Below are 25,881 nucleotides of genomic sequence, written 5' to 3' on the forward strand. Positions count from 1 at the left end.
TTTGTCCAGCAGCAGTGACCGTTCGTCCGCCGCGCGCGGACCTCGTCTCGATGTCGAAAACAAGCTCCTCAGGGTGCGGAGCCTGATCACGGCAGGCGATCTGGTGGGAGCGCGCAGCATCAGCGACGCCATCCTGGCCGAGCATCCGACCGATGCCGGCGCCCTCATCCAGCGGTCGCGCCTGGAGTCCATCGACGACAACTACCGGCGCGCGCGCGAGTACGCGCTTTCCGCCTATCGCGTCGGCGTGCAGAACAAGCGCCAATGCATGTTCCTGTTGCGCCGCCTGAAGACCTTCAACCTCATTCCGGAGTTGCACGGGTTCATTCCGCGCATTCCCGAGGGATTGCGGCACGATGTGGATGTCGCCCAGCTGGTGGCCTTGTTCCTGCAGACCTTGAACCACCCCCAGCAGGCTCTCCAGCATCTGCAACTGGCGGCGGCGCACCATTCCTCCTCTGCGCCCCTGACGTCGGATATCGGGCTGGCGCTACTCAACCTCGGAAGGTTCGAAGAGGCGGAACAGCATTTCCGCGAATCCCTGGTGCTCCAGCCGGACCACGCCCCCGCCTGGTGGCACCTTTCACGCTTGCGCTCGGAAAGCGGCACCGACGCGGGCCACGTCGACGCACTGAAACGCGCGGTGGCGCGCGCCACGGAACCGGGCAATGCGGCGCTGCTGGCCTACGCGCTGCATCGGGAGCTCGACCGCCTCGAGGACTATGCAGCCGCAACGGACGCGCTCGAACTGGCCTGCACCTCCATGCGGAAAGTGGTCGCCTATTCCGGCGAAGAAGACGAGCGGCTGTTCGGACTGCTGAAATCGCTGGACGTCGGCGCCGCCGAGCGCCCGTCGTCGATGGACGCGCCGTTCACGCCCGTCTTCATCGTCGGCATGCATCGCTCCGGTACGACGCTGCTGGAACAACTGCTTTCGGCACACACCGACATCTGCTCGGGGGGCGAACTCTACGACTTCACCAGCCAGCTACGACTGGCCGCGGATCACCACTGCAGCACCGAGCTCGATTCGGCCATCGTCCAGGCTTCGGCGGACTTCGACTATGGCGCCATCGGCAGGGGCTACCTGGAATCGGTGGACTGGCGTCGCGCGGGGCAGCGATTCGTCACCGACAAGTTGCCGTCCAACTTCCTCAACCTCGGTTTCATCCTCACCGCGTTGCCTGGCGCGAAGATCCTGCACATGTCGCGCGATCCGATGGAAACCTGCTTCTCCAACCTGAGGGAGCCGTTCTCGGCCACCACCTGCCGCTATTCGTACGACCAGGCCGAACTCGCCAACCACTATCGCCACTACTTCAGCCTGATGCAGCACTGGCGCCAGCGCTTCCCGGGGCGCATCCATGACGTGACCTACGCTGCGCTCGCCACCGATCCGGCGGCGGAACTGAAGCGCGTGACCACGTTCCTGGGCACGGGCTTCCAGCCGACGATGCTGGATCCGGCGTCCGCCACTGGCAACGTCAACACCGCGAGCGCGGTGCAGGTACGGCAGAAGCCGGGCCTGCCGCTGCGGCCCAAGTGGCACGCATACCGCGACTACCTTACGCCGCTGGCGTGGCGCCTCTCGGAACTCGGCCAGCGTTACTGACCCGCTGGTCGCACTAGTATCGCGGCGCCGGCAAGACGCTGCAGCATCTCCGCCACGCGTGCCTCCGCCTGCGACTCCGTGTCATCCGCTGCCGCCTGCGGCAGGGCAGGTAGCCGTCCCTCGCGCAGGGCGGCGGCGGCGGCGGCCACCAGGCCATCCCTGTCCAGCGAACCGTCCATCAACGGGATCAGCAACCGGTCGATATCCCCCATTTCGATGCTGTCGTGCCAGAGATTGGCCACGTGCCTGCGCGGCGGCACGAGCGCGACGACCTGGCGCCTGACCGCCGGATCCACGACCGGACGATCACCTACGCCCGTGGCCTCCACGGCTGCCAGACGAACCTGCGCCATGCCGCGCAGGGTCAGGCGCTCGCATAGTTCATCCACGGCCTCGCTCAGGATCTCCGGCGAAACCGCGTCCTTGTCGCCCTGCGTGAGCATCGCGTGGCGGAGCATATCGTCTCGCGTCACCGTGCCCGGCCACGCTCGCGCGAGCGCATCGATCGCCTGCTTGATACCGCTCAGGCTGGCGCCGATGCTAGCCGTATTCGGGAGCGCGACGAACTCCTGGTGCTGTCCGTCCAGGCGGATCGGTCCGTCGGTGGCGGACAGGTTCGCCGCGAAATGCATCCGATGCAGGGTCGCGCGATCCAGCTCCCAGCGGAGGTCTTCGGCGCGTTTCGCGTGCACCAGCAGGGTCTGGCGGAAGACACGGCTCACGGCGAAGTCCAGATACTGTTCGACGCGCACCTGATCGCCACCGAGCGCGCCGTACAGCTGCTGCGAGAGCTCCTGGCTGTAGTTGGACGGCAGCATGGTCGACGGCTGCGCTTCGCCCAGGTAAGCCAGGCCATGGCGACCTGTCCGCTCCACGAATTCATGGAAGTAGCAGGGCCGGTTGTTCGGGGCGAGATACTCGTGCGCCACGTAATCGGTGGGGCCGTTCATGATCGACGGCATGCATTCGTCGACCGCGGCGGCGGTCAGCCCCCCCGGCAGCGCCGTCTGCTTGAGGAAGTTGAGCATGGAGCGGCCGTAGCCCACCTGCTCGTCGACGGTTGGTCGCGCACCGCCATGCATCAGCATCGCATCGCGGACGATCTCCTTGGTCTTCCAGCCCGGATAGGTGTTGTAGCTGACGTAGGCGACGCCGTCCGCCGCAAGACAGCGGGCGATCAGGCGCAGGACAGCGTCCTGCACCTCGGCGGGCACCCAGCTGTAGACGCCATGGGCGATGATGTAATCGAACTCGCCGAGCGAATCCGTATCGAGATCGAGCAGGTCCGCTTCGACAAGGGAGGCATTGCCGATGCCCAGGCGATCGATGGACGCCTTCCCCTCGGCGATCTGCACTCCCGAGATATCCACGCCCACCACCCTCGCTTGCGGATAGCGCAACGCGATGGGAATCAGATTGCCGCCCGACCCGCATCCGAGCTCCAGGACGCGCGCCGTCGATACCTGTCCCGACGGCAACCCGAACAGGCTCGCAACGGCGGCCAGCTGTTCCGGGGCGCTGTACTGGTAGGCGTATGAGCTGTACGGCATGTCGTCGTAACGCGCCCGCGTATCTTGGTTGACGGGATTCATGGCTCTCCGGAATACGTTGGCGTCAGCGCAGCTCGTTGAGGAGCGGCTGCAGATAGGTTTCGTAGGGCGCCCACTTGGGCACGTCGCGCGCGATCACTTTGTCGCGCACCTGCACGGCACTGGCAGTTGCCACACTCTTGCCCTGCGAATTGGGCTGCAGCAGCTTGTCGGTGAACGGGAAGCCGCAGAAGGCCGCCACCTCGCGCATGGTGGCTTCCGTGTTCCGAGTCAGGTCCGTATAGGTGATGTCCAGGATCCGGCCAGGGAACGCCTGGTGCCAGTGCTCCATGAGGTCGCGGTACTGGTTGCTGTAGTCCGCCAGCTCCACCTGGTCGTAGGAATACGGCGCGGCGTGGGCAAACAATTCGCGCAGGTTGGAGAAGCAGGTCTCCCGGGGGTCGCGCGACATGTGGATGATCTTCGCGTGCGGCATCGCCTGGCAGATGAAGCCCACGTTCATGTGGTTGGGCGGCCACTTGTCCGTGATGTGTGTGTGCCCGTTCAAGCGCCAGGCGACGCCTTCCATGTAGTTCCGGCCCAACTCGGTGTAATCGATCCCCGACGCACGCGCCACCGCGACCGGATCCGTGGCGCTGGGAAAATAATGATCGGTCGCATAGCGGACGCGCGCCGCCATGTCGTGGAGTTCGCCTGCGTTGAACACGCCGGGATCACCACCCATCAGCTGCTCCAGCAGCGTCGTGCCGGAGCGGTACATGCCGACGACGAAGATCGGCGTGATGTCCGACACGTAGCCCGATGCGTCGACCTTCAAGGGCATCTGCTTCAACTGTGCGAACAGGCGGCGCGTCGACTCGCGGTCGTACTTGTTCGCCGCGCGATGGATGCGGTTGGCCGTGTCGAGCGCCTGGAAAGCACCCGCGACATCGCCGATGTCGTCGAGCTCCTTGTGCAGGGCGTAGTAGAGCCTCGTCTTGTCGACCAGGCCAAGGGAAGGCTTCTGCAGCGCGCGTCGGATGCCATCGACATGGTGCGTGTCCGCACTCCACTTGCGCATCCACGCTAGCACCCAGTAGGCGTTCGCGAACCCGGGATCCATGCGCAGGCATTCCATGATGTCCGCTTCAGCATCGTCGAAACGGCCCAGGAACAACTCCATCGTCGCTCGCGCCAGGCGAAGCGACGGCATCTGTGGCTGCAGCTGCATGGCACGGGTGACGAACTCGATCGCCTGCGCTTGGTCGCCCAGCCAGCTGAGCTGTGCGGACACCAGGTGCAGCGTCTTGGGGTCGGCCATGCTGCGGAGGAACGGCGAGGCATCGATGTAGCGGCGCATGGCGGCCGACTCTTCGAAATGCCTCAGGCAAAGCAGGACGCTGGGCACCAGCGCCGGGTTGCCTACCGCGGAAGACAGCGCGCGTATCGCGTACTCGCGTCCCTTCCGGTAGTTGTCGTTCGCCCGCGCCTCGAAACTGGACAGGTGCAGCAATGCTTCCGCGTTGTCGCCTGCGTCCAGGACCTTGCGGTAGTGCACGGTGGCGCCGGCCATGTCCTTCGCTGCGACCGCACGCCGCGCATGCGACAGCGCTTCCTCGATTTGCGGCATACCCACGTGTGTCTTGCCCTGCTCAATTCGTCACACATTCTACACGCAAAAAAAAGGGGCCCCTTGCGGGGCCCCTCCAAGACTTACTGCAAGCTGTGGATTACCAGCTCTGGGTGTAGCGGAAGTAGATCTCGCGACCGATACCGTAGTACAGGGCGCTCTGGTAGTACGGCGGGGTGAAGCCCAGCTGGTCCAGACGCGGCTTCTTGTCGGTCACGTTGATCGCACCGATGGTGAAGCGGCCGTTCCAGGGCGTCTTGTAGCTCGCCGCCAGGTCGTGGGTGATGTACGGCTTGTTGTCGCCGCAGTTCGAGACCAGGTAACCGAAGTCGACCACGTCCTGGCAGGTGTAGCCCAGGTCGTTGACCAGGTAGTCCTCGGTGTACGACACGGTCTGGTCCATCGCGTTGATGGTCCACGCCAGCGAGAAGTCGCCCTTCTCCCACTCGTTCACCAGGTTCGCACGCCACTGCGGGTTATCGGTGGTGTTGACTTGGTCCGTCGTGTCCGAGTTCGGGCCACCGGTTTCGAACTTGTTGATCCAGCTCAGGCTGAGGTTGTTGCGCAGCGAACCGAAGCTGCCCAGGTCGAAGCGGGTGGTCGCGTTGAAGTCGAAACCGTCGGTCTTGATGAAACCTTCGTTGGCGTAGCCAGCGCGGACCTGCAGCAGGGCACCGTTGGCCGGGTCACGAACGCTGTACAGGCTCGACGGCAGGTAGGTGCCGTTGCGTTCGCGGTTGATGACCGTCTGTGCCGAGAAGAACCGGATCGAATTGGTCAGCTCGATGTTGTAGTAATCCAGCTTCATGCTGGCCCAGTCGGTCGGGTCCCACACCACGCCGGCGCTCCACTGCTTGGAGTCTTCCGCCTGCAGGTCGGGGGTGGCGACGCGCAGACCGTCGATCTGCAGGGTCGATCCCGGCGGCTGGCCGTAGGCGATCGCGGTGGGCGCGTCGACGACGCTGTCGGCCGAGAACGCATCCTTGGAGTTCAGGATGGTCAGCGGCGGCGCACGGAAACCTTCACCGTAGCTGGCGCGCAGGGTCAGGCTGTCGATCGGGTGGTAGCGGAACGAGATCTTCGGCACGAACGAGGTGCCGAAGTCGGAGTACGTGTCGTAACGAGCCGCCAGGTCGACCTCGAAGCTGCTGGTGAACGGCATCAGCCACTCGAAGTAGGCCGACGAGAAGTTGCGGCTGCCCGAGCTCGAGTTGCCCGACGAACCACCGATGTTGCCGGCTTCGGACTGCGCGTCGTACAGATCGGCGAATTCCTGCTTGTGGTGCTCGGCACCGACGACCAGGCCCGAAGTACCACCCGACAGTTCGAACAGGTCGAACGTGGCGCTGCCGTAGACTTCTTCTTCCTTGAAGATGCCGTCGCGGCCGATGGTGGCGCGAACGCGGTTCAGCACGTCCGGGTCGTTGGCGAGCGGATCGAAGATGCTGTACTCGCCGCTCTGGATCAGCGCGGTCGCGATCGGGATGTTGACGTAGTTGCGGCCCAGCGAGATGTACTTCGATTCGGCGCGACGCAGGCCGAAGTCCACGGCCACCGTGTCGCTGACCTGCCAGTTGAAGCCCAGGTTGGTGTCGTAGGTGTTGGTGTCGTCGTAGTTGTCGCGCGGACCGACGGCGGCGAAGCGGTGCTTCAGCACGACGTTCTGGGCGGTGGTGTTGTTCGGGCTACCGACCGGGATGAAGATGCCGGAATCCGCGAGCGTCGGCGCGAAGCGGCCGAAGCTGCTGACGCGGGTGACGCTGGAGTTCAGGTAGACGGTCCAGTCATCGTTGATCTGGTAGTCGCCACGCAGGAACAGGCCCTTCTGTTCCAGCGACGCGGTGTCCGCCGCGACCAGGTTGTAGTCGTAACGGCAAACCGCGCCGTCCTGCCAGAAGCCCGGGTTGGTGCAGCCGCCGGGGACGGACTGGATGAACTTGCCGGGCGAGACGCGGCCGGTGATCGGGTTGGTCGCCGGGACGTAGTAGTTGTTCGCGTTGGACGACGGACCACGACGGCCTTCCATCCACGGCAGGTCGCGGATGTAGGAGATGTCGCGGTTCGCGTACGACACGCCACCCAGCATGCGGCCACGGTCGCCGGAGATGCCGAACACGACGGAACCGGACTCGGTGTCGCCGCCGTTCTGGGCCTGGCCCACGCCGATGCTGGCTTCAACGCCGTTGAAGTCCTTGCGGGTGATGATGTTGACCACGCCGCCGATCGCGTCGGCGCCGTAGATGGCCGACGCGCCGTCGGTCAGGATTTCGACGCGCTCGACCGAAGCCAGCGGGATCGAGTTGAGGTCGGAGCCGGCTTCGCTGAACTGCGGCGACAGCGGCAGACGGCGACCGTCGATCAGGATCAGGCTGCGACCGCCGCCGAGGCCACGCAGGCTGAGCTCGGACATCGACTGGGCCGAGGAGCCGGACGCCGGCTTGTTCGAACCGAAGGAGTTGAAGGTGGAGTTCTGCAGCAGGTCCGCGACCGTGGTCTTGCCGCTGACCTCGATGGCCTCACGGGAAATGACGGTGACGGGCAGCGCGCCTTCGATTTCCGCACGCTTGATGCGCGAACCCGTGACTTCGATGCGGTCGAGGGTCTTGGCTTCCGAATCGGGGCTCGCGGCTTCCTGGGCGAATGCATTGCCCGCTGCCAGCGATGTTGCGCTGGCGAACAACGCAAACTGGATTGCGTTGGGCAGCTTCTTGAGGTTGGTCATTAGAGGCTCTCTCTCCAAATGTTCACTGAAAAGCCAAAGCCTCGCGGCCCGGGCCAATGGTTCAGACGCATGAATGCTGCGCGACTGGTGCCCAGAGCATAACGTAAATTTTACGGCGATGAAAAGAACCCGATGATTTATCGGAAGAATTTCGTTTTTTTCAGCCCCATCAGTTACTTACGAAACCTTTTTCTCGCGTACGTGCGACCATCCGTCGGATTGCGGCGCAACGAAGAAGGGCGCCCGATGGCGCCCTCCCTGTTCAGCTTCGACAACGCGACGCCATCGCGTGGGGTTGCGTCAGACGCCCGCGGCTATTCGACGCGGACCTCTGCACTGCCGGAAAACGTCTCGACGGTGACCCGACCGCTGCCGCTGCCGTAGCGGGTACTGAAGCTGCTGCCGGGGCCACGCCGTTTCTCGATGCTCACGCCGGTCGCCTTCAGCGAACCACTGAAACTTTCGCCGCTGACCTGCGCGGACACGTCCTGGGGAAGGCGCAGCATCAGATTGCCGCTGACCGATTCCATGCTGATTTCGCCGCCCGGTGCCAGGCCGGTGCGCACGTCCACGCGACCGCTGACGGTGCTGGCGCTCAAGTCACGCACCTGCTGCTCGTTGACGATCACTTCGATGCGACCGGACACCGTTTCCGCATCGATCTCGCCGCCGAGGCGCCCCCGCAACACGATCGCACCGCTGACAGTGGCCACGCCCACGTCATCGCTGTTGAGCGTCAGGTTGGCGTTGCCGCTGACGGTTTCGACATCCGCCTTGCGGGGCGCCGCCGCGGCTGAAACGCTGCCGCTCACGGTGCTGATGGACAGCTCGCCGGACGCGACCCCCGTGACGTCCACGTCGGCGGCGACCGATTCGATGTCGAGGTCGGCGCGCAGCGGCACCATCACCACCAGCCGGGTGGGTCCGCTGTCGTCGCTCCCCCAGCTGCGCTTGGGATAGCGCACCTCGATGTTCACCTGCGATCCCGATCCGTCCACCTCCAGCCGCTCCACGCCCTTGCCCAGCGTGCCGGTGATCTGCACCTCGTTGCGCTCCCAGCCACGCACGTCGATGCGGCCCTTGAGATTACTGATGTCGACGCGCCCGCGGGCATCGAGCGGTCGGGTTTCGTTGATGGCGGTCTGCGCCAGGACGGCGGGCGCCCACAGGGCGGTGGCCAGCAACAGGGAAAGGGAAGCGATGCGCATGGGGAACTCCTCAGGTCATGGCCGCGCGCTGGGTCAGCTCCAGGCGGCGGGCGTAGGTACGGCGCAACTGGTCGAGCAGGAAGTGCGCATTGGGTTCGGTCGCGATGGCATGGCGGATCTGGGCGGCACTCTCATCCAGCGTATGCAACGCCGGCGCGATCTCCGGCGACGCGGTCACCTGGCGGTCGAGCTGCGCCAGCGCGCCGGTGTAGTCGCGGGTCAGTGCGGCCGCTTCGCGCTGGATGAGCGCATCCCCGGTCGGCGCGCGCTGCAGCTGCCACGTCACCGTCACCGCAAGCAGCACCGACGCCGCCAGTGCGAACGGCGCCAGCCGCGTGCGGCGCGGACGGGCGGCCGCGTGCTGCGGCACGGTAGCGATCCGGGCAGCGATGTCCGGCCACAGGTCGCGCGACGGCGGCAGGTCCTGGCGCATCGCGCGCAGCTGCCAACGCAGCGCGTCGTCGGTCGACGGGGGAAGATCATGCGGGTTCATGCGGCAACTCCTAGACGCTCGCGCAGCAACTGGCGCGCTCGGTGCAACTGGGCTTTCGAACTGCCGACCGCCATGCCCAGCTCGGCGGCGATCTCTTCGTGCTTGAAGCCTTCCACGTCGTACAGCACCAGCACGGCGCGTGCGCGCGGCGGTAGCGTGGCGACGGCGCGCTCCAGGTCCATCGACAACGCCGTGCCATGGCCCGCACTGTCGGCCAGCCCCAGGCTGTCCAGCGCTTCATCATCGTCGTCGAAGCGCGGACCGTTGCGGCGGCTGCGCAGTTCCATCAGTGCCGTGTTGACGGCCAGGCGGTGCAACCAGGTGCCGACGGCACTTTCGAAACGGAAACCCGGCAGCGCCTGCCATGCCCGCACGAACGCCTCCTGCGCAAGATCCTCGGCACGCACGCCATGGCTGCCCACCAGCCGGACGATGACGCCATGCACGCGGCCGGCGTGGCGGCGGTACAACGCTTCGAATGCCTTGGCGTCGCCTCCGGCGGCGGCCCGCGCCAGCGCAGTGTCCAGCGCGGCACCGTCATCGGCGGCGTTTGTCTCGGCGAGGGATTCGATCACGGCGGTCAGCATACGGAATGGGATGCCGGGAGAAGCGAAAGGGTTTAGGCGGCCCCAAAAAAGAAAGCCGCCCCCAGGGCGGCTTTCCGATCGGCCCGGAGGGCGCGACTTACTTCTTCAGGCGGGCCGCGATGGCGGCACCCAGGTCGCCCGGCGAACGGACGGTGGTGACGCCGGCGGCTTCCATCGCCGCGAACTTGCCTTCCGCCGTGCCCTTGCCGCCGCTGGCGATCGCACCGGCGTGGCCCATGCGCTTGCCGGCCGGGGCCGACGCGCCGGCGATGAAACCCACGACCGGCTTCTTGACGAATTGCTTGATGTACTCGGCGCCGGCTTCCTCGGCGTCGCCGCCGATCTCGCCGACCATGATGATGCCTTCGGTCTGCGGGTCTTCGTTGAACAGCTTCAGGCAGTCGACGAAGTTCAGGCCGTTGATCGGGTCGCCGCCGATGCCGATGCAGGTCGACTGGCCCAGGCCCACTTCGGTGGTCTGCTTGACCGCTTCATAGGTCAGCGTGCCCGAGCGCGAGACGATGCCGATCTTGCCCGGCATGTGGATGTGGCCCGGCATGATGCCGATCTTGCACTCGCCCGGGGTGATCACGCCGGGGCAGTTCGGGCCGACCAGCACGGTGTCCGGATGGGCGCGGGTCAGCACGTTCTTGACGCGCAGCATGTCCAGCACCGGGATGCCCTCGGTGATGCAGACGATGACCTTGATGCCGGCCGCGGCCGCTTCGAGGATCGCATCGGCCGCGAACGGCGGCGGCACGTAGATGACAGACGCATCGGCGCCGGTGCTCTTGACGGCATCGGCGACGGTGTCGAACACCGGCAGGTCGATGTGGGTCGTGCCGCCCTTGCCCGGGGTCACGCCGCCGACCACCTGGGTGCCGTACTCGATCATCTGGGTGGCGTGGAAGGTGCCCTGCTGGCCGGTGAAGCCCTGCACGATCACCTTCGTGTTCTTGTTGATCAAAACGCTCATGGAAGATTCCTGGTTCGGTGACGTGGATTAGGCGGCGGCCTTGACCGCTTCAACGACCTTCTTGGCGCCGTCGTTGATGTTGTCGGCCGGGATGATGGCCATGCCGCTGTCGCGCAGCAGCTGCTTGCCTTCTTCCACGTTCGTGCCTTCCAGGCGGACCACCACGGGCACCTTGACGCCCACTTCCTTCACCGCGGCGATGATGCCCTCGGCGATCATGTCGCAGCGGACGATGCCGCCGAAGATGTTCACGAAGATGCCCTCGACCTTGTCCGAGGACAGGATCAGCTTGAAGGCCTCGATCACGCGCTGCTTGTTGGCGCCGCCGCCGACGTCGAGGAAGTTCGCCGGCTCGCCGCCGTTGAGCTTGATGACGTCCATGGTGGCCATCGCCAGGCCGGCGCCGTTGACCATGCAGCCGATGTTGCCGTCCATGGTCACGTAGTTGATGTCCATCTCGGACGCCAGCACTTCGGTCTCGTCTTCTTGGCTCTTGTCGCGCATGGCGACCAGGTCCTTGTGGCGGAACGCGGCGTTGTCGTCGCTGTTGAACTTGCCGTCCAGCGCGTACAGGTTGCCGTCGTCCAGGATCGCCAGCGGGTTGATCTCGACCAGCGCCAGGTCCTTCTCGTTGAAGATGCGGTACAGGTTCACCATGATGTTGGCGAACTGGCCCGCCTGCTTGGCGGTCAGGCCCATCTTGAAGCCGAACTCGCGGCCCTGGTACGGCTGCACGCCTTCGACGAAGTCGACGTTGAGCGTGTGGATCTTCTCCGGCGTCTCGGCCGCGACCTGCTCGATCTCCACGCCGCCTTCGGACGAGGCGATGTAAGTGATGGTGCGCGTGCCGCGGTCGACCAGCACCGACAGGTACAGCTCCTTGACGATCTCGCCGGCGGTGGTCACCAGCACCAGGTTGACCGGCAGTTCCACGCCGGCGGTCTGGTAGGTGGCCATCTTGGTGCCCAGCATCTTGCCGGCGGCCGCCTTCACGTCATCGACGGTCTTGCAGAACTTGACGCCGCCGGCCTTGCCGCGACCGCCCGCGTGGATCTGGGCCTTGACCATCCAGGGGCCGTTGCCGAGGGACTGTGCGGCCGCGACCGCTTCGTCCGCCGTGGCGGCGACTTTGCCGGCCGGGACCGGGATGCCGTACTCGGCCAGCAGCTGCTTGGCCTGATATTCGTGGAAATTCATGCGTCACCGTGGGTAGGGAACAGAAGACACCGCCCGGGCCGGGGCCGTGACGGCGGCGGCTGGGCGAGCCCCCTATTGTCGCTGACCGGAGCGGGGGGCGCAAAACCTCGGGCCTAAGCCTTTGGTGGAAAAGGACTCGCTGGGCCACGCGGGGGCCGTCATGCCTATACTGTGGGCCTCGCTACAGGGGAAGTACGCGTTTGCGCCAGGCCCAGTCGCTCCTGTCCCGCATCGAATCGGTTCCGCGCCGCGAACTGTATTTCTTCGCCCTGTACCGCGTGCTGGAAGCCGGCATCCTGGCCGCGCTGATGTTCAGCCCGCTGGGCGAAGTACTTGGCCAGCCCCGCCACGAAGTGCTGGGCATGGGCGTCGCGATTGCCTATCTGGTGCTGGCCCTGGTGTTGCTTTTCATCGGCCGCAGCGTGCGCTGGCTGGTGTGGATCGTCTTCGCGAGCGTCTGCGTGGACATCGCGGTCGCCGCGCTCATCACCCATGCCCTGCCCACCGCCACGGCCGGCGTGGCGATGATGCTGCTGTTCAACGTGTCGGCCGCGGCCCTGCTGCTGCCCAACACCCGGATGGCGCTGGTAGTGGCGCTGATGGCCATCGCCGGGCTGTTCGGCGAGTACCTTTTCACCCTGTTCCACGACCAGAACGCCAGCCGCTCGCTGGCGGAAGTCATCATGTTCGCGGTGAGCTACCTGGCGCTGGCCTACCTGGCGCACCAGGCCGGCCAGAAGGCGCGCAACAGCCAGGCGCTGGCCGACAAGCGCGGCGAAGAGGTCGCGAACCTGTTCGAAGTCAACGAACTGATCATCCGCCGCATGCGCACCGGCGTGCTGGTGGTCGATGCCGAAAACCACATCAAGCTGGCCAACGAAGCCGCCAGCCTGCTGCTCGGCGATGGCGGCGACGGCGCAGGCGCCGATGGCAAGGGCGTGTCGCTGCTGCACGCCGCGCCGGAGCTGGCCCGCCGCCTGCAGCGCTGGCGCAACGGCTGGCAGACCGACGAAACCCCGATGCAGCTGACCCCCGACCAGCCGGAAGTGCAGCCGCGCTTCGCCCGCCTGCTGGCCGACAGCGAGACCTCGCTGATCTTCCTGGACGACGCCACGGTGGTGTCGCGCCGCGCCGAATCGCTGACGCTGGCCGCGCTGGGCCGCTTCTCCGCCAGCCTGGCGCACGAGATCCGCAACCCGCTGGCCGCGATCAACTACGCGGTGCAGCTGCTGGAGGAATCCCCGCACGTCAACGACGGCGATCGCCGCCTGCTGCAGATCATCCACCAGCAATGCCAGCGCACCAACGGCATCGTCGAGAGCGTGCTGGGCCTGGCCCGGCGCGAGCGCGCCACGCCCGAGCACGTGGACCTCAACACCTTCGTACGCCGCTTCGTCGACGACTACCAGCAGACCCTTTCCATCGAGACCGACACGCTGGAAACCATCATCGGCGCCAAGCCGGTGCCGGCGCTGGTCGACCCGCGCCACCTGCAGCAGGTGGTGACGGTCCTGGTGCAGAACGCGCTGAACTACGGCCGCCTGCCGGGCGAATCCGCGCGCATCCGCGTGCGCGTGTTCAATGCCGAAGGCCGGCCGACGCTGGACGTGATGGACCGCGGCCCGGGCATCCCGGACGCCGTGGCGGCACAGCTGTTCCGACCGTTCTTCACCACGTCCGAGCACGGCACCGGCCTGGGCCTCTACATCGCCCGCGAACTGTGCCGCGCCAACCAGGCCACGCTGGAATATGTCCCGGTCCCCGGCGGCGGCGCCTGCTTCCGCGTCACCCTGCCGGGTCCGCACGCCCTGTTGCCCGCCTAGCCGAGAGGACGCTTGTCTTTGTAGGAGCGGGCCATGCCCGCGATGCTCTTGCTTGTTGGGGCCATCCGTGAAAAGCATCGCGAGCATGGCCCGCTCCTACAAAGACAAGCGCTCATGTGGCGGGCATCCTGTAGGGGCGTCGCCTACCATGTTTAACATTCACTCGGTACACTGCCGGCACAGGGGCATGAGGGGGAATGCATGAATCAAAGCCGTAGCGCCCTGATCGTCGATGACGAACGCGACATCCGAGAACTGCTGACACTGACGCTGGGCCGCATGGGCCTGCGCATCGATACCGCCGCCAATCTCGGCGAGGCCCGCGAGCTGCTGGGCCGCAACACCTACGACCTCTGCTTCACCGACATGCGGCTGCCCGACGGCAACGGCATCGACCTGGTGGGCGAGATCTCGCGCAACTACCCCTCCACGCCGGTCGCCATGATCACCGCGTTCGGCAACATCGAACTAGCGGTGGAGGCCCTGAAGGCCGGCGCATTCGACTTCGTCAGCAAGCCGGTCGACCTGACCGTACTGCGCGGGCTGGTGAAGCACGCGCTGGAATTGAACAACAGCGAACGCGCCCCGCCGCCCCCGCCACCGCCGGAACAGGCCAGCCGCCTGCTCGGGGGGTCAGCCGCGATGGATGGCCTGCGCGAGACCATCGGCAAGGTCGCCCGCAGCCAGGCGCCGGTCTACATCATGGGCGAGTCCGGCACGGGCAAGGAGCTGGTCGCCCGCACCATCCACGAACAGGGTGCGCGCGCGGCCGGTCCCTTCATTCCGGTCAACTGCGGCGCCATCCCGGCCGAGCTGATGGAAAGCGAATTTTTCGGCCACAAGAAGGGCAGTTTCACCGGGGCCCACGCCGACAAGCAGGGTCTGTTCCAGGCCGCCAACGGGGGCACGCTGTTCCTCGACGAAGTGGCCGAGCTGCCACTGCCGATGCAGGTGAAGCTGCTCCGCGCGATCCAGGAAAAGGCGGTGCGCCCGGTGGGTGCGTCCGGCGAGGTGCTGGTCGACGTGCGCATCCTGTCGGCCACCCACAAGGACCTGGGCGAACTGGCGGCGGACGGCCGCTTCCGCCACGACCTGTACTACCGCATCAATGTGATCGAGCTTCGCGTGCCGCCGCTGCGCGAACGCACCGGCGACCTGGCGCAGCTGACCAGCGCCATCCTCGATCGGCTGGCCGCCCAGCACGGACGCATGGCGCCATCGGTGTCGCCGGAAGCGATGGAGGCCCTGGGCCGTTACCCGTTCCCGGGCAACGTGCGCGAACTGGAGAACATCCTGGAACGCGCGCTGGCCATGTCCGAGGGCCACAGCATCGAGATCGACGACCTGTACCTGCCGCAGGCTCCCGCCGGCAAGAAGTTCGGCGGCGAGTTCAGTCCCGGCGAGGTAATCGGTGACGCGCCCGGCGCGATGGACGTGGATCCGGCCGCCGGTGGCGCCCTGCCCGACTACATCGAGCAGCTGGAGCGCGCGGCCATCCAGAAGGCGCTGGAAGAGAACCGCTGGAACAAGACCAAGGCCGCAGCCCAGTTGGGCATCACCTTCCGGGCCCTGCGCTACAAGCTCAAGAAGCTGGGGATGGAGTAGGCCGTGCCGGGCGACAGCCCGGCCACGCGCGCGCCATCCGCGGGATGACACAGCGGCCAACGCCCCGCGCCGTCTTGCAGGAGCGCGCCATGCCCGCGATGCCTTCGATACCGGACCGGAAAGCATCGCGCCCGAGGGCGCTCCTGCCGAGCACTTCCGTCTGGCTTCGTAGGAGCGGCCATGCCCGCGATGCGCTTGCCCGATGGCGCCAGAAAAGCATCGCGGGCATGGCCCGCTCTTGCAGGGCATGGAGCGACGATTGAGGCCGTCACACGCTATATATATGTATGTACCCTCAAATGTGCGCCGCATCCCACAGTGACCCGGGTGACGCAACGCGTCACTTGCTGACGCAGCGGGTCATCTCACCAAGGGGGCGTCAGCTATTTGGCGGTCGCCCCTTTCCCGGCCAATCGCGCAATCTGTGATCCGCGCCGGCATTGGCCGCACTTCCCGATACACAACGCAAAGGAATGATGCGATAGTCCCGCCCGACTTCGGTGTCAGGGGTTTCCTCCCGGGGACGTGTGGGGGAATCACTGGGGGTATCAGAAGTTGGCACGCATCCTGCTCTACATCCCTGCACGCGTCGTAAGCAGTTGTACGCGGCGCCCACGGTCCATGTAGGGACACGGGGCTTGTGTCCCTAAACCATCAAGCCAATCCTGAAAGGGGAAATACCATGAAGAAGAACGCCCAGGGCTTCACCCTGATCGAACTGATGATCGTCGTCGCCATCATCGCAATCCTGGCCGCTATCGCGCTGCCGGCTTACCAGAACTACACCCGCAAGTCGGCCAACCGCGCCTGCTTGGCCGAAGCGAAGGCCTACTCGAACACGGTCCTCGCTGACCTTAACGACGGCAAGGTCCCGGTCGCTCCCAACTCCGGCGCGACCACTGCCTGCACCGCCCTCACCGATGCTTCGGCATTCACCCTTGCCACGCTGGGCACCATCACCGGCACCCCGCGCGCGCCTGGCGATGCCACCAACATCACGTGCAACCTCGCCACTGGCGGCAATTGCGTGATCAACGGCGGCACCAACTGATTTGCAAGCATCATCAGTATTGACCTACAAACCCCGCGAAAGCGGGGTTTGTAGTTTCTGAAAACAGCCGCTAAACCGGACCTCGGTCACATCCCCTAAGACACGTACAAGCATCCAAGCACTGTTGGCCTGCAATTTGCATTAGCCAAACCCGATCACCCCTTATTCTGAGAACTCTCATGGCTAGGCGCGCCGACGGATTCACGCTAATCGAGCTGATGATTGTCGTGGCGATCATCGCGATCCTTTCGGCCATAGCGTTGCCTGCATACCAGAACTACTCCATCCGCTCCGCCAATCGCGCCTGCATGATGGAGGCAAAGACCTACGCCAACGTCGCGCTTGCCAATCTCAATATCAACGACCCGGTGCCCGCACCGCAGAACGGCGCGTGTAGTGGCACAACCACTCCCGCATCTCAAGCCGATACGATCACTGCCAATGCAATCGGGAACGGTGATGCCGTCGTGTCTTGTCCGCTAGCGGCAGGCGCAACCTGCAGCTATACCTCAGCATCGGGCAACTGAGGCTATGCCCAATCGCCCCGCCCGCATCGAAGGCGGGCAACACGTTTGCATTGGCGTGCGTGCCGTGCGGACGAGTTCAGCCATCGGTATGCTAAAGCCATGAACACAGCCACCTCCGTCTCCGCCAACCTCGTCGGCATCACCGGTCTGGCCCGACGCCTAGTCCAGGATGGCGCGCTTGATGAGGCGTCTGCGCGTACCGCGATGGCGAATGCCGCGGACGCGAAAGTTCCGTTGCCACAATGGATTGCCGAGAAGCGGCTTGTAACTGCCCCCCAGCTGGCGGCGGCCAACGCCATGGAATTCGGCATGCCGTTGCTGGACGCACAAGCCTTCGATCCAACGCAGAATGCATTGAAGTTGGTAAGCGAAGAACTGGTCCAGAAACATCAGGTCCTCCCGCTTTTCAAGCGCGGCAACAAACTTTTCGTGGGTGTGGCCGACCCGACGCGCAGCCATGGCGCGCTAGACGAGATCAAATTCCACACCAACCTGATCATCGAACCAGTACTGGTCGATGAAGATCAGCTTCGTCGCACGCTCGACCAATGGCAGAGTGCCGCCAATGCCCTCTCGGGCAGCTTCGGTGAGGATGACGACGGGCTCGAAAGCCTGGATGTAGAGGCTGGCGACGAGGATGGAGGCAGCGAAAGCGCGGTCGATGCGAAGGGAGACGATACCCCGGTCGTCAAGTTCGTCAACAAAGTCCTCGTGGACGCAATCAAGCGAGGCGCTTCGGATATTCATTTCGAACCCTACGAAGCGGACTATCGCGTACGCCTGCGCGTCGACGGCATCCTCAAACAGGTAGCAAAAGCCCCCACCAAGCTGAAGGATCGCATTGCCGCGCGTATCAAGGTGATGGCGCAACTCGACATCGCCGAGAAGCGAGTCCCTCAGGACGGTCGCATAAAGTTGAACCTGTCGAAAACCAAGCAGATGGATTTCCGTGTCAGCACCCTGCCCACGTTGTTCGGCGAGAAAGTGGTGCTGCGAATTTTGGATGGCAGCGCGGCGAAGCTGGGCATCGACAAGTTGGGCTATGAGCCCGATCAGCAGAAGCTGTTCGAAGACGCCATCCACAAGCCATATGGCATGGTGCTCGTCACGGGGCCCACTGGCTCCGGCAAGACGGTCAGCCTGTACACGGCTCTAGGCATCCTGAATGATGAGACCCGGAATATTTCCACCGCGGAAGATCCAGTGGAAATTCGGCTTCCCGGCGTCAACCAGGTACAGCAGAACACTCGGCGAGGCATGACGTTCGCTGCGGCGCTGCGCAGCTTCCTTCGCCAGGATCCCGACATCATCATGGTCGGCGAAATCCGCGACCTGGAAACAGCGGAGATCGCCATCAAGGCCGCACAGACCGGACACATGGTCCTGTCCACGTTGCACACCAACGACGCGCCGCAGACCATCGCGCGCCTGATGAACATGGGTATCGCGCCCTACAACATCACCAGCTCCGTGACCCTGGTAATCGCGCAGCGACTCGCTCGCCGGTTGTGCAACAAGTGCAAGCGACCCGTCGACTTGCCACCCAACGCACTGGTTGCGGAGGGCTTCACGGAGGCTGAAGTGCAGGCGGGCTTCACGACATACGAAGCGGTCGGTTGCGATGAATGCACCAGTGGCTACAAAGGCCGCACGGGCATTTATCAAGTGATGCCGATGAGCGAGGCGATTCAGGAAATCGTGCTGGAGGGCGGCAACGCTCTCCAAATCGCCGAAGCTGCTCAGAAAGTGGGTATTCGCGACCTGCGCCAGTCGGCGCTGCTGAAAGTCCGCAACGGCATCACCAGCCTGGCAGAGATTAACCGCGTGACCAAGGACTGAGCCCTCAGCCCCGCACTTCAAGCATTCCCCGATAGTGGGCAGATGTTGCAGGGGCTCTCTTTGGAATGGCAGGGGAGAGCGGACGGCTTCTTCCGAGCTTCTCTACCGGCCCCAGAGGGGCGCAGTGCGCCGCGTGTGAGGCAGGCTGGCAGACGGCGGGCCTTCCCGTATTACCGAAACCCGGCCGCCGTCACAGGCGGGACGCTTCCATTGAGCCCATAACCCGCTACCATGCGGCATTGACAGTCCGGGTGGGGAAATCCGGACAGGGGACTACCGATGGCCGTGACCCGTTCCGCTGCGAAGACCGCCACCGCGCCTGTGCGCGAGAATCCGCTCAATCTGTTTGTCTGGGAAGGCACTGACAAGCGTGGCGTGAAGATGAAGGGCGAGCAATCGTCCAAGAACGCCAACTTCCTGCGGGCGGAGTTACGCAAGCAGGGCATCAATCCGACCGTGGTCAAGGTAAAGCCCAAACCGTTGTTCGGCGCGGCAGGGAAGACCATATCCGCAAAGGAGATCGCGTTCTTCAGCCGCCAGTTGGCGACGATGATGAAGTCCGGGGTGCCGATGGTGTCCTCCCTCGAGATTATTGAAGGAGGTCAGAAGAACCCGCGAATGAGCAAGATGGTGCAGCAAATACGCTTCGACATCGAAGGCGGCTCCTCTCTGCATGAAGCCATTAGCAAGCATCCCGTGCAGTTCGACGAGCTTTATCGCAATTTGGTGCGTGCAGGCGAGTCCGCTGGCGTGCTCGAAACGGTTCTCGACACCATCGCTAGCTACAAGGAAAACCTGGAAGCGCTGAAGGGTAAGATCAAGAAGGCACTTTTCTACCCCACCGCCGTCATGGCGGTTGCGATTCTGGTGTGCGCCGTAATCCTCATCTACGTTGTTCCCGTCTTTGAAGACACCTTCAAGGGCTTCGGCACTGAGCTCCCCGCATTCACGCAGCTCGTCGTCAACATGTCGCGCTTTATGGTCAGCTGGTGGTGGGCGCTTCTCATTCTTGTGGTGGGTGCCGGCTTCCTGGGTGTGTCGCTGTTCAAGCGCTCTCCAGCATTCCAGCACGCGGTCGATCGACTGATCTTGAAGGTCCCGGTGATCGGCCAAATCATGCACAACTCGTCGATCGCCCGTTTCGCCCGTACAACGGCGGTTACCTTTAAAGCAGGTGTTCCGTTGGTGGAAGCGTTGGACACAGTAGCCGGAGCCACCGGCAATACTGTTTACGAGAAAGCAGTTCACCGCATGCGTGATGACGTTTCCGTCGGCTATCCGCTGAACATGGCTATGAAGCAGACGCAGCAATTCCCCCACATGGTGGTGCAGATGACCGCTATCGGTGAAGAAGCCGGTGCACTTGATACCATGCTGTTCAAGGTTGCGGACTACTTCGAGCAGGAGGTCAATAATGCCGTCGATGCGCTCTCCAGCTTGCTTGAACCCTTCATCATGGTAGTGATCGGCGTGTTGGTCGGCGGCATGGTCATCGCCATGTATCTTCCCATCTTCAAAATCGCAGCAACGGCCGGCTGATTCGTGGCATTCCTGGATCAGCACCCCGAACTGGGGTATCCCGTGGTGGCAGGCCTCGGCCTGCTGGTGGGCAGCTTCCTCAACGTGGTCATCCTTCGGCTGCCGCGGCGGCTGGAATGGGAGTGGAAGCGCGACGCGCGCGAGGTGCTGGAGGAGCCGGAACTGTACGACCCGCCGCCACCCGGCATCGTGGTGGAGCGCTCGCACTGTCCGCACTGCAAGACCCCGCTGTCCTGGTACGAGAACATCCCGCTCTTCAGCTGGCTGGCCCTGCGCGGCAAGTGCCGGCACTGCAAGGCACCGATTTCGCCCCAGTATCCCCTCGTCGAACTGCTGACCGCGGTGCTGGCGGTGGCGTCGGTCTGGCGGTTCGGCTTCGGCTGGCAGGGCTTCGGCGCCGCCCTGCTGAGTTGCTACCTGGTGGCCTTGAGCGGCATCGACCTGCGCACGCGTCTGCTGCCGGACCAGTTGACGCTTCCACTGATGTGGCTGGGCCTGATCGGCAGCCTGGACAACCTCTACATGCCCGCCAAGCCCGCCCTGCTGGGCGCGATTGCCGGCTATGTCTCGCTGTGGCTGGTGTGGTGGCTGTTCAAGCAGATCACCGGCAAGGAAGGGATGGGCCGGGGCGACTTCAAGCTGCTGGCCGCGCTGGGCGCATGGGTGGGGCTGAGCGGTGTGCTGCCGATCATCCTGATTTCTTCACTGGTGGGCGCCGTGGTCGGCTCGGTCTGGCTGGCGATGAAGGGGCGCGATCGCGCCACGCCCATTCCGTTCGGCCCTTACCTGGCCATCGCAGGCTGGATCGTCTTCTTCTGGGGCCAGCAGATCGTCGACGCGTACCTGCGCTTCGCCGGGCTGAAGTGAGCCGCCGGCCCTAGGGCACGCGTCGGCGGTCCCTGCCCCATACTTCGCGCATGAGCGATTACTTCATCGGACTGACTGGCGGCATCGCCTCGGGCAAGAGTGCGCTGGAAAAAGCCTTCGCCACCCACGGCATCGTGGTAGCCGACGCCGACCTGCTGGCGCGCGAGGTGGTGCAGCCGGGCGCCCCCGCCCTTGCGGCGGTGGTGGAGCGGTTCGGCCCCGACGTACTGCGGGCCGATGGCCAGCTCGACCGCGCAGCCCTGCGTGCGCGCGTCTTCGGCAACGAGGAAGAGCGCCGTGCGCTGGAAGCGATCCTCCACCCCGCCATCCGGATCCGCCTGCAGGCGATCTGCCAGCAGGCCACCAGCCCGTACGCCATCGCCGTGATTCCCCTGCTCACCGAGGGCGGCGGCCGCGCCAGCTACCCGTGGCTGCACCGCATCCTGGTGGTCGACACCCCCGCCGCCGTGCAAAAGGTGCGCCTGATGCAGCGCGATGGCATCGATGCCGCCCTGGCCGACAGGATGATGGCGGCCCAGGCCACCCGCGCCGACCGCCTGGCCCTCGCCGACGACATCGTCGTCAACGATGGCGACCTGCACCACCTGCAACATGCCGCCGACGCCCTGCATCGGCGCTACCTCGCCCTGGCCAACGCCACCCCGTAGTCTCCCGCCGCACAGCTTTGTAGGAGCGGGCCATGCCCGCGATGCGCTATGTCATGGGCCACAGTCCGCGGATGGCCGCGATGCCTTGTGCGCCATGCCGCCGGGCTTCGGTGATGTCGGCGGTTCCCATGCCGCCGATGGCGTAGATCGGCAACGACACGCCTTCGCGCCGGTGGACGAACCCCTGCCACCCGATCGCCTGGCCGCCGGGATGGCTGGGAGTCGGATGCACGCTGCCCACGACGGCGAAATCGCACCCCAGCGCCTGCGCCTTCTGCAGTTCGTCCGGCGTGTGGCACGACGACGCCACTGGCAGACCGTCCGGCAAGGGCCGCGCCGCGAGGGCGTCGAGTTGCGAGGCACGCAGGTGCACGCCGGCCTGCAGTTCCTGCGCCAGCTCGATGTCGCCATTGAGCAGCACCGCTGCTCCGGCATCACGGCAACGCGCGACAGCATCTCGCGCCAGCGTCTTCCACGCCTCGCCCGACAGGCTGCGCGCGCGCACCTGCACGCGACGGATACCGTTCGACAGGGCTTGCTCCAGCGCGGCCAGCCAGCGTGACGGATCGGCGGGTTCCGGCGTCACGAGGTAACGGTCGGGCTGCAGCAGGGCCGCGACCACCGGGCGGTCGGCGGGCGGCATGTCGTAGCGCGCCAGCTTGTCGGGCGCGACCCATGCCAGGGCCTGCCCCTCGTGCCCGCGCGGGGTGCCGGTCCAGCCGGTCAGGTGCCGCACGTCCAGGCACAGGCGCTTGTCGGGGTACTGCTGCGGCACACTGATGATGGGCTCGCCCACGCGTGCCTCGATGCCGAGTTCCTCGCGCAATTCGCGCACCAGCGCCTCCTCCGGGCTCTCGCCGGGCTCCTGCTTGCCGCCGGGGAATTCCCAGCGTCCCGCCAGGTCGCGCCCCTCGGTCCGGCGGGCGAGCAGGATGCGGCCGCGCGCGTCGGTGATGACGGCGGCCATGACATGGATGGAACGCAACGGGGTGGGCATGGAGGAAGCTTGCCGGGAACCGGCAGGTAGACGCAAATAGGCGCGCCGATGCCCGGACCCGCAAAAAGAAAAGCCGCGCAGTGCGCGGCTTTTCCGCCAGGCGAAAGGCGATGCCTCAGTCCAGTTGGCCGTGGCAGTGCTTGTACTTCTTGCCGCTGCCGCAGGGGCACGGGTCGTTGCGGCCCACCTTGGGGGTGTCGCGCTGCGCCGGCATCGGGCCCGACTGCATGTAACCGCCCTGCTCCGCCTGGCGCTGTGCTTGCGCGGCTTCCTCGCCGGCGCTGTACCCGCCCGCATCCTGGTGCTGGAACTGCATCTGCCGGGCCTGCGCTTCGGCCATCGCGCGTTCCTGCGCTTCCAGCGCCGCGACCTCTTCCTCGCTGCGGATGCGCACGCGCGACAGCAGGGTGACGACTTCGCTCTTCACCCGCTCCAGCATGCTGGAGAACAGTTCGAAGGCTTCCTTCTTGTATTCCTGCTTCGGCTGCTTCTGCGCGTAGCCGCGCAGGTGGATGCCCTGGCGCAGGTAATCCATCCGCGCGAGGTGTTCCTTCCAGTTCTTGTCGAGCACGGTCAGCATGATGTGCTTCTCCAGCGCACGCATGGTCTCGTCGCCGATCGCCGCTTCCTTGTCGGCGAAATGCTGGTCCATGGCGTCCTGCACGCGGCGCTCGATCATCTCCGCATCGAGTTCCTCGGCCTCTTCGCGCCAGCGGGACACGGGCAGGTCGATGCCCATTTCCTCGCCGAGCTCGCGTTCCAGGCCCTGCAGGTCCCACTGCTCGTCCACCGAGTTCTGCGGCACGAAGCGCCCCACCGTCTCGGCGACCACGTCGCCGCGGATGCCGTCGATGTTGTCCTTCACCGACTCCGCATCGAGCAGTTCGTCGCGCTGGGCGTAGATCACCTTGCGCTGGTCGTTGTTGACGTCGTCGAAGTCGAGCAGGTTCTTGCGGATGTCGAAGTTGTGCGCTTCCACCTTGCGCTGCGCCTTCTCGATCTGCCGGCTGACCAGCTTGTCCTCGATGACGTCGTCTTCCTTCATGCCGATCAGCTTCATCGCCTTCTGGACCCAGTCCGAGGCGAAGATGCGCATCAGGTTGTCTTCCAGCGACAGGTAGAAGCGGGACGAACCCGGATCGCCCTGGCGGCCCGAACGGCCGCGCAGCTGGTTGTCGATGCGGCGCGATTCGTGGCGTTCGGTGCCGACGATGTGCAGGCCGCCCGCCGCCTTCACCGCGTCGTGGCGCTTCTGCCACTCGGCCTTCACCGCCGCGCGGGCGGCTTCATCGGCGTCTTCGCCGAGTGCGTCGTATTCGGCTTCCAGCGAACCACCCAGCACGATGTCGGTACCGCGGCCGGCCATGTTGGTGGCGATGGTGATCGCGCCCGGACGACCCGCCTGCGCGACGATGTGCGCTTCGCGTTCGTGCTGCTTGGCGTTGAGCACTTCGTGCGGCACGCCGGCCTTGTTGAGGAAGTCGGACAGCATTTCCGACGTCTCGATCGACGTCGTGCCGACGAGCACCGGCTGACCGCGCTGGTAGCAGTCCTGGATGTCGGCCAGCACCGCCTTGAACTTGCCCTGGCGGTTGAGGAAGACCTGGTCGGGCGAATCCTTGCGCACGGTCGGGCGGTTGGTCGGGATGACGATGACTTCCAGCCCGTAGATGCTCTGGAACTCGAAGGCTTCCGTATCCGCCGTACCGGTCATGCCGGACAGCTTGTTGTACATGCGGAACAGGTTCTGGAACGTCACGCTGGCCAGCGTCTGGTTCTCGCGCTGCACCGGCACGCCTTCCTTCGCCTCGACCGCCTGGTGCAGGCCATCGGACCAGCGGCGACCCGCCAGCGTGCGGCCGGTGAACTCGTCGACGATGACCACTTCGCCATCGCGCACGATGTAGTCCACATCGCGCTGGTAGATGGCATGCGCGCGCAGGGCGGCATTGAGGTGGTGCACGACTGACAGGTTGTTGGCGCCGTACAGCGGCTCTTCCTCGCTGATGATGCCGGCCTGCAGCAGCAGTTCCTCAGCATGCTCCATGCCCGCTTCGGACAGGTGCACCTGCTTGCCCTTCTCGTCGACCCAGTAGTCGCCTTCGGCTTCCTCGTTCTCCTGCTTGATCAGCTGGGGCACGATGCGGTTGACGCGGATGTACAGCTCCGGCGATTCGTCGGCCGGGCCGGAGATGATCAGCGGGGTGCGGGCCTCGTCGATCAGGATGGAGTCGACTTCGTCGACGATGGCGTAGTGCAGGCCGCGCTGGAAGCGGTCGGCGCGCGACATCGCCATGTTGTCGCGCAGGTAGTCGAAGCCGAACTCGTTGTTGGTGCCGTAGGTGATGTCCGCGGCGTAGGCGCCCTGCTTGTCGCCGTGCGGCATGCCCGGGTAGACGACGCCCACACTCAGGCCCAGCCAGTTGTACAGGCGTCCCATCCATGCGGAGTCGCGGCGGGCCAGGTAGTCGTTCACGGTGACGACGTGCACGCCCTTGCCTTCCAGCGCATTGAGGTAGGTGGGCAGCGTGGCGACCAGCGTCTTGCCTTCACCCGTGCGCATTTCCGCGATCTTGCCCAGGTGCAGCACCATGCCACCGATCAGCTGCACGTCGTAGTGGCGCATGCCCAGGACGCGGCGGCTGGCCTCGCGGCAGACGGCGAAGGCTTCCGGCAGGATCTTGTCGAGCGATTCCCCGCCCGCGATGCGCTGCTGGAACTCCGGGGTCTTCGCCTTCAGCTGCTCGTCGGTGAGCTTCTGCAGCTCTGCTTCCAGCGCGTTGATCTTGTCGACGGTGCGGTGCAGCTGCTTGAGCAGGCGCTCGTTGCGGCTGCCGAAGACACGGGTGAGCAGGTTGTTGATCATGTAGGGAACCGGAAAGGAAAAGGACGCCGGGGCGGCGCAGCGTGTGCGGCCCCAAAACGAAACAGGGCGCAAGGCGCCCTGTCTGGCAACACCGTATTGTAGCTTGGGGCGCCGCCCGGGGAATCAAGGCGGGCCGTCAGACCGC

18 protein-coding genes and 1 pseudogene are annotated in these 25,881 nt (G+C 65.2%); 9 read left to right on the top strand and 10 right to left on the bottom strand.

Features of this window, described 5'->3' with window-relative positions:
- The first annotated feature begins 1 nt into the window (after nt 1).
- Nucleotides 2–1,612, top strand: a complete 1,611-nt coding sequence (locus tag CYU89_RS01560) for a tetratricopeptide repeat-containing sulfotransferase family protein (protein ID WP_296278455.1) — start codon at nt 2–4, stop codon at nt 1,610–1,612.
- On the opposite strand, the gene CYU89_RS01565 is transcribed toward CYU89_RS01560, so the two are convergent.
- The 8 genes from CYU89_RS01565 to sucC all read right to left on the bottom strand — a co-directional run bounded on the left by CYU89_RS01565 (nt 1,606) and on the right by sucC (nt 11,954).
- Entirely contained in the window at nt 1,606–3,204 is a 1,599-nt protein-coding gene (locus tag CYU89_RS01565; RefSeq protein WP_296278456.1) for a methyltransferase regulatory domain-containing protein, read from the bottom strand. The two genes, CYU89_RS01560 and CYU89_RS01565, sit on opposite strands and share 7 nt — an antisense overlap.
- Before the next feature lie 22 nt (nt 3,205–3,226).
- Complete coding sequence (locus tag CYU89_RS01570; RefSeq protein WP_296278570.1) at nt 3,227–4,771, bottom strand: tetratricopeptide repeat-containing sulfotransferase family protein; 1,545 nt, start codon at nt 4,769–4,771, stop codon at nt 3,227–3,229.
- 100 nt (nt 4,772–4,871) lie between these two features.
- On the bottom strand, nt 4,872–7,493 hold the full coding sequence (locus CYU89_RS01575) for a TonB-dependent receptor (RefSeq protein ID WP_296278457.1): 2,622 nt from the start codon (nt 7,491–7,493) through the stop codon (nt 4,872–4,874).
- 314 nt (nt 7,494–7,807) lie between these two features.
- Nucleotides 7,808–8,701, bottom strand: coding sequence for a DUF4097 family beta strand repeat-containing protein (locus CYU89_RS01580; protein ID WP_296278458.1), 894 nt, complete (start codon nt 8,699–8,701; stop codon nt 7,808–7,810).
- Nucleotides 8,702–8,711: 10 nt separating this feature from the next.
- Nucleotides 8,712–9,194, bottom strand: coding sequence for a hypothetical protein (locus tag CYU89_RS01585; protein WP_296278459.1), 483 nt, complete (start codon nt 9,192–9,194; stop codon nt 8,712–8,714).
- A complete protein-coding gene (locus CYU89_RS01590) occupies nt 9,191–9,769 on the bottom strand; it encodes a sigma-70 family RNA polymerase sigma factor (protein ID WP_296278460.1) in 579 nt (192 codons plus the stop codon). The genes CYU89_RS01585 and CYU89_RS01590 overlap by 4 nt, the downstream gene beginning before the upstream one ends.
- A 109-nt stretch (nt 9,770–9,878) precedes the next feature.
- A complete protein-coding gene (gene sucD / locus CYU89_RS01595) occupies nt 9,879–10,757 on the bottom strand; it encodes a succinate--CoA ligase subunit alpha (RefSeq protein ID WP_056878046.1) in 879 nt (292 codons plus the stop codon).
- Between the two features lie 27 nt (nt 10,758–10,784).
- Nucleotides 10,785–11,954 (bottom strand): ADP-forming succinate--CoA ligase subunit beta, encoded by a 1,170-nt coding sequence (gene sucC / locus CYU89_RS01600; RefSeq protein WP_296278461.1) that lies wholly within the window; start codon nt 11,952–11,954, stop codon nt 10,785–10,787.
- A 200-nt stretch (nt 11,955–12,154) separates the two neighbouring features.
- Between sucC and CYU89_RS01605 the strand changes: the two genes are divergently transcribed.
- From CYU89_RS01605 to coaE, 8 genes and pseudogenes are all read left to right on the top strand, one after another.
- Nucleotides 12,155–13,777, top strand: a complete 1,623-nt coding sequence (locus CYU89_RS01605) for a HAMP domain-containing sensor histidine kinase (protein ID WP_296278462.1) — start codon at nt 12,155–12,157, stop codon at nt 13,775–13,777.
- A 201-nt stretch (nt 13,778–13,978) separates the two neighbouring features.
- On the top strand, nt 13,979–15,382 hold the full coding sequence (locus tag CYU89_RS01610; RefSeq protein ID WP_296278463.1) for a sigma-54 dependent transcriptional regulator: 1,404 nt from the start codon (nt 13,979–13,981) through the stop codon (nt 15,380–15,382).
- A 682-nt stretch (nt 15,383–16,064) separates the two neighbouring features.
- Nucleotides 16,065–16,178, top strand: a pseudogene (locus CYU89_RS01615) (prepilin-type N-terminal cleavage/methylation domain-containing protein); the annotation flags it as partial.
- Nucleotides 16,179–16,612: 434 nt separating this feature from the next.
- Nucleotides 16,613–16,960, top strand: a complete 348-nt coding sequence (locus CYU89_RS01620; RefSeq protein WP_296278464.1) for a prepilin-type N-terminal cleavage/methylation domain-containing protein — start codon at nt 16,613–16,615, stop codon at nt 16,958–16,960.
- A gap of 99 nt (nt 16,961–17,059) precedes the next feature.
- Nucleotides 17,060–18,799 (top strand): type IV-A pilus assembly ATPase PilB, encoded by a 1,740-nt coding sequence (gene pilB / locus CYU89_RS01625; RefSeq protein ID WP_296278465.1) that lies wholly within the window; start codon nt 17,060–17,062, stop codon nt 18,797–18,799.
- Nucleotides 18,800–19,078: 279 nt separating this feature from the next.
- Nucleotides 19,079–20,338: a type II secretion system F family protein gene (locus tag CYU89_RS01630; RefSeq protein WP_296278466.1), complete on the top strand. Its 1,260-nt coding sequence runs from the start codon at nt 19,079–19,081 to the stop codon at nt 20,336–20,338.
- A gap of 3 nt (nt 20,339–20,341) precedes the next feature.
- Nucleotides 20,342–21,205, top strand: a complete 864-nt coding sequence (locus tag CYU89_RS01635; protein WP_296278467.1) for an A24 family peptidase — start codon at nt 20,342–20,344, stop codon at nt 21,203–21,205.
- Between the two features lie 50 nt (nt 21,206–21,255).
- Nucleotides 21,256–21,873 (top strand): dephospho-CoA kinase, encoded by a 618-nt coding sequence (coaE, locus tag CYU89_RS01640; protein ID WP_296278468.1) that lies wholly within the window; start codon nt 21,256–21,258, stop codon nt 21,871–21,873.
- A gap of 46 nt (nt 21,874–21,919) precedes the next feature.
- Here the strand turns inward: coaE and CYU89_RS01645 are convergent, their stop codons facing one another.
- Complete coding sequence (locus tag CYU89_RS01645; protein ID WP_296278469.1) at nt 21,920–22,870, bottom strand: Nudix family hydrolase; 951 nt, start codon at nt 22,868–22,870, stop codon at nt 21,920–21,922.
- Between the two features lie 115 nt (nt 22,871–22,985).
- Nucleotides 22,986–25,736 carry a preprotein translocase subunit SecA gene (secA, locus tag CYU89_RS01650; protein WP_296278470.1) on the bottom strand — a complete coding sequence of 917 codons (2,751 nt, stop codon included), beginning with the start codon at nt 25,734–25,736 and terminating at the stop codon, nt 22,986–22,988.
- Between the last annotated feature and the right edge of the window lie 145 nt (nt 25,737–25,881).

Source organism: Pseudoxanthomonas sp. (assembly GCF_002863005.1).
Taxonomy (GTDB): Bacteria; Pseudomonadota; Gammaproteobacteria; order Xanthomonadales; family Xanthomonadaceae; genus Pseudoxanthomonas_A.

What these genes read in the sequence shown, in the direction of transcription:
- CYU89_RS01565 (WP_296278456.1), bottom strand. Translation starts at nt 3,204, where the DNA reads ATGAATCCCGTCAACCAAGATACGCGGGCGCGTTACGACGACATGCCG.
- CYU89_RS01570 (WP_296278570.1), bottom strand. Translation starts at nt 4,771, where the DNA reads ATGCCGCAAATCGAGGAAGCGCTGTCGCATGCGCGGCGTGCGGTCGCA.
- CYU89_RS01575 (WP_296278457.1), bottom strand. Translation starts at nt 7,493, where the DNA reads ATGACCAACCTCAAGAAGCTGCCCAACGCAATCCAGTTTGCGTTGTTC.
- CYU89_RS01580 (WP_296278458.1), bottom strand. Translation starts at nt 8,701, where the DNA reads ATGCGCATCGCTTCCCTTTCCCTGTTGCTGGCCACCGCCCTGTGGGCG.
- CYU89_RS01585 (WP_296278459.1), bottom strand. Translation starts at nt 9,194, where the DNA reads ATGAACCCGCATGATCTTCCCCCGTCGACCGACGACGCGCTGCGTTGG.
- sucD (WP_056878046.1), bottom strand. Translation starts at nt 10,757, where the DNA reads ATGAGCGTTTTGATCAACAAGAACACGAAGGTGATCGTGCAGGGCTTC.
- sucC (WP_296278461.1), bottom strand. Translation starts at nt 11,954, where the DNA reads ATGAATTTCCACGAATATCAGGCCAAGCAGCTGCTGGCCGAGTACGGC.
- CYU89_RS01610 (WP_296278463.1), top strand. Translation starts at nt 13,979, where the DNA reads ATGAATCAAAGCCGTAGCGCCCTGATCGTCGATGACGAACGCGACATC.
- CYU89_RS01620 (WP_296278464.1), top strand. Translation starts at nt 16,613, where the DNA reads ATGGCTAGGCGCGCCGACGGATTCACGCTAATCGAGCTGATGATTGTC.
- pilB (WP_296278465.1), top strand. Translation starts at nt 17,060, where the DNA reads ATGAACACAGCCACCTCCGTCTCCGCCAACCTCGTCGGCATCACCGGT.
- CYU89_RS01630 (WP_296278466.1), top strand. Translation starts at nt 19,079, where the DNA reads ATGGCCGTGACCCGTTCCGCTGCGAAGACCGCCACCGCGCCTGTGCGC.
- coaE (WP_296278468.1), top strand. Translation starts at nt 21,256, where the DNA reads ATGAGCGATTACTTCATCGGACTGACTGGCGGCATCGCCTCGGGCAAG.
- CYU89_RS01645 (WP_296278469.1), bottom strand. Translation starts at nt 22,870, where the DNA reads ATGCCCACCCCGTTGCGTTCCATCCATGTCATGGCCGCCGTCATCACC.
- secA (WP_296278470.1), bottom strand. Translation starts at nt 25,736, where the DNA reads ATGATCAACAACCTGCTCACCCGTGTCTTCGGCAGCCGCAACGAGCGC.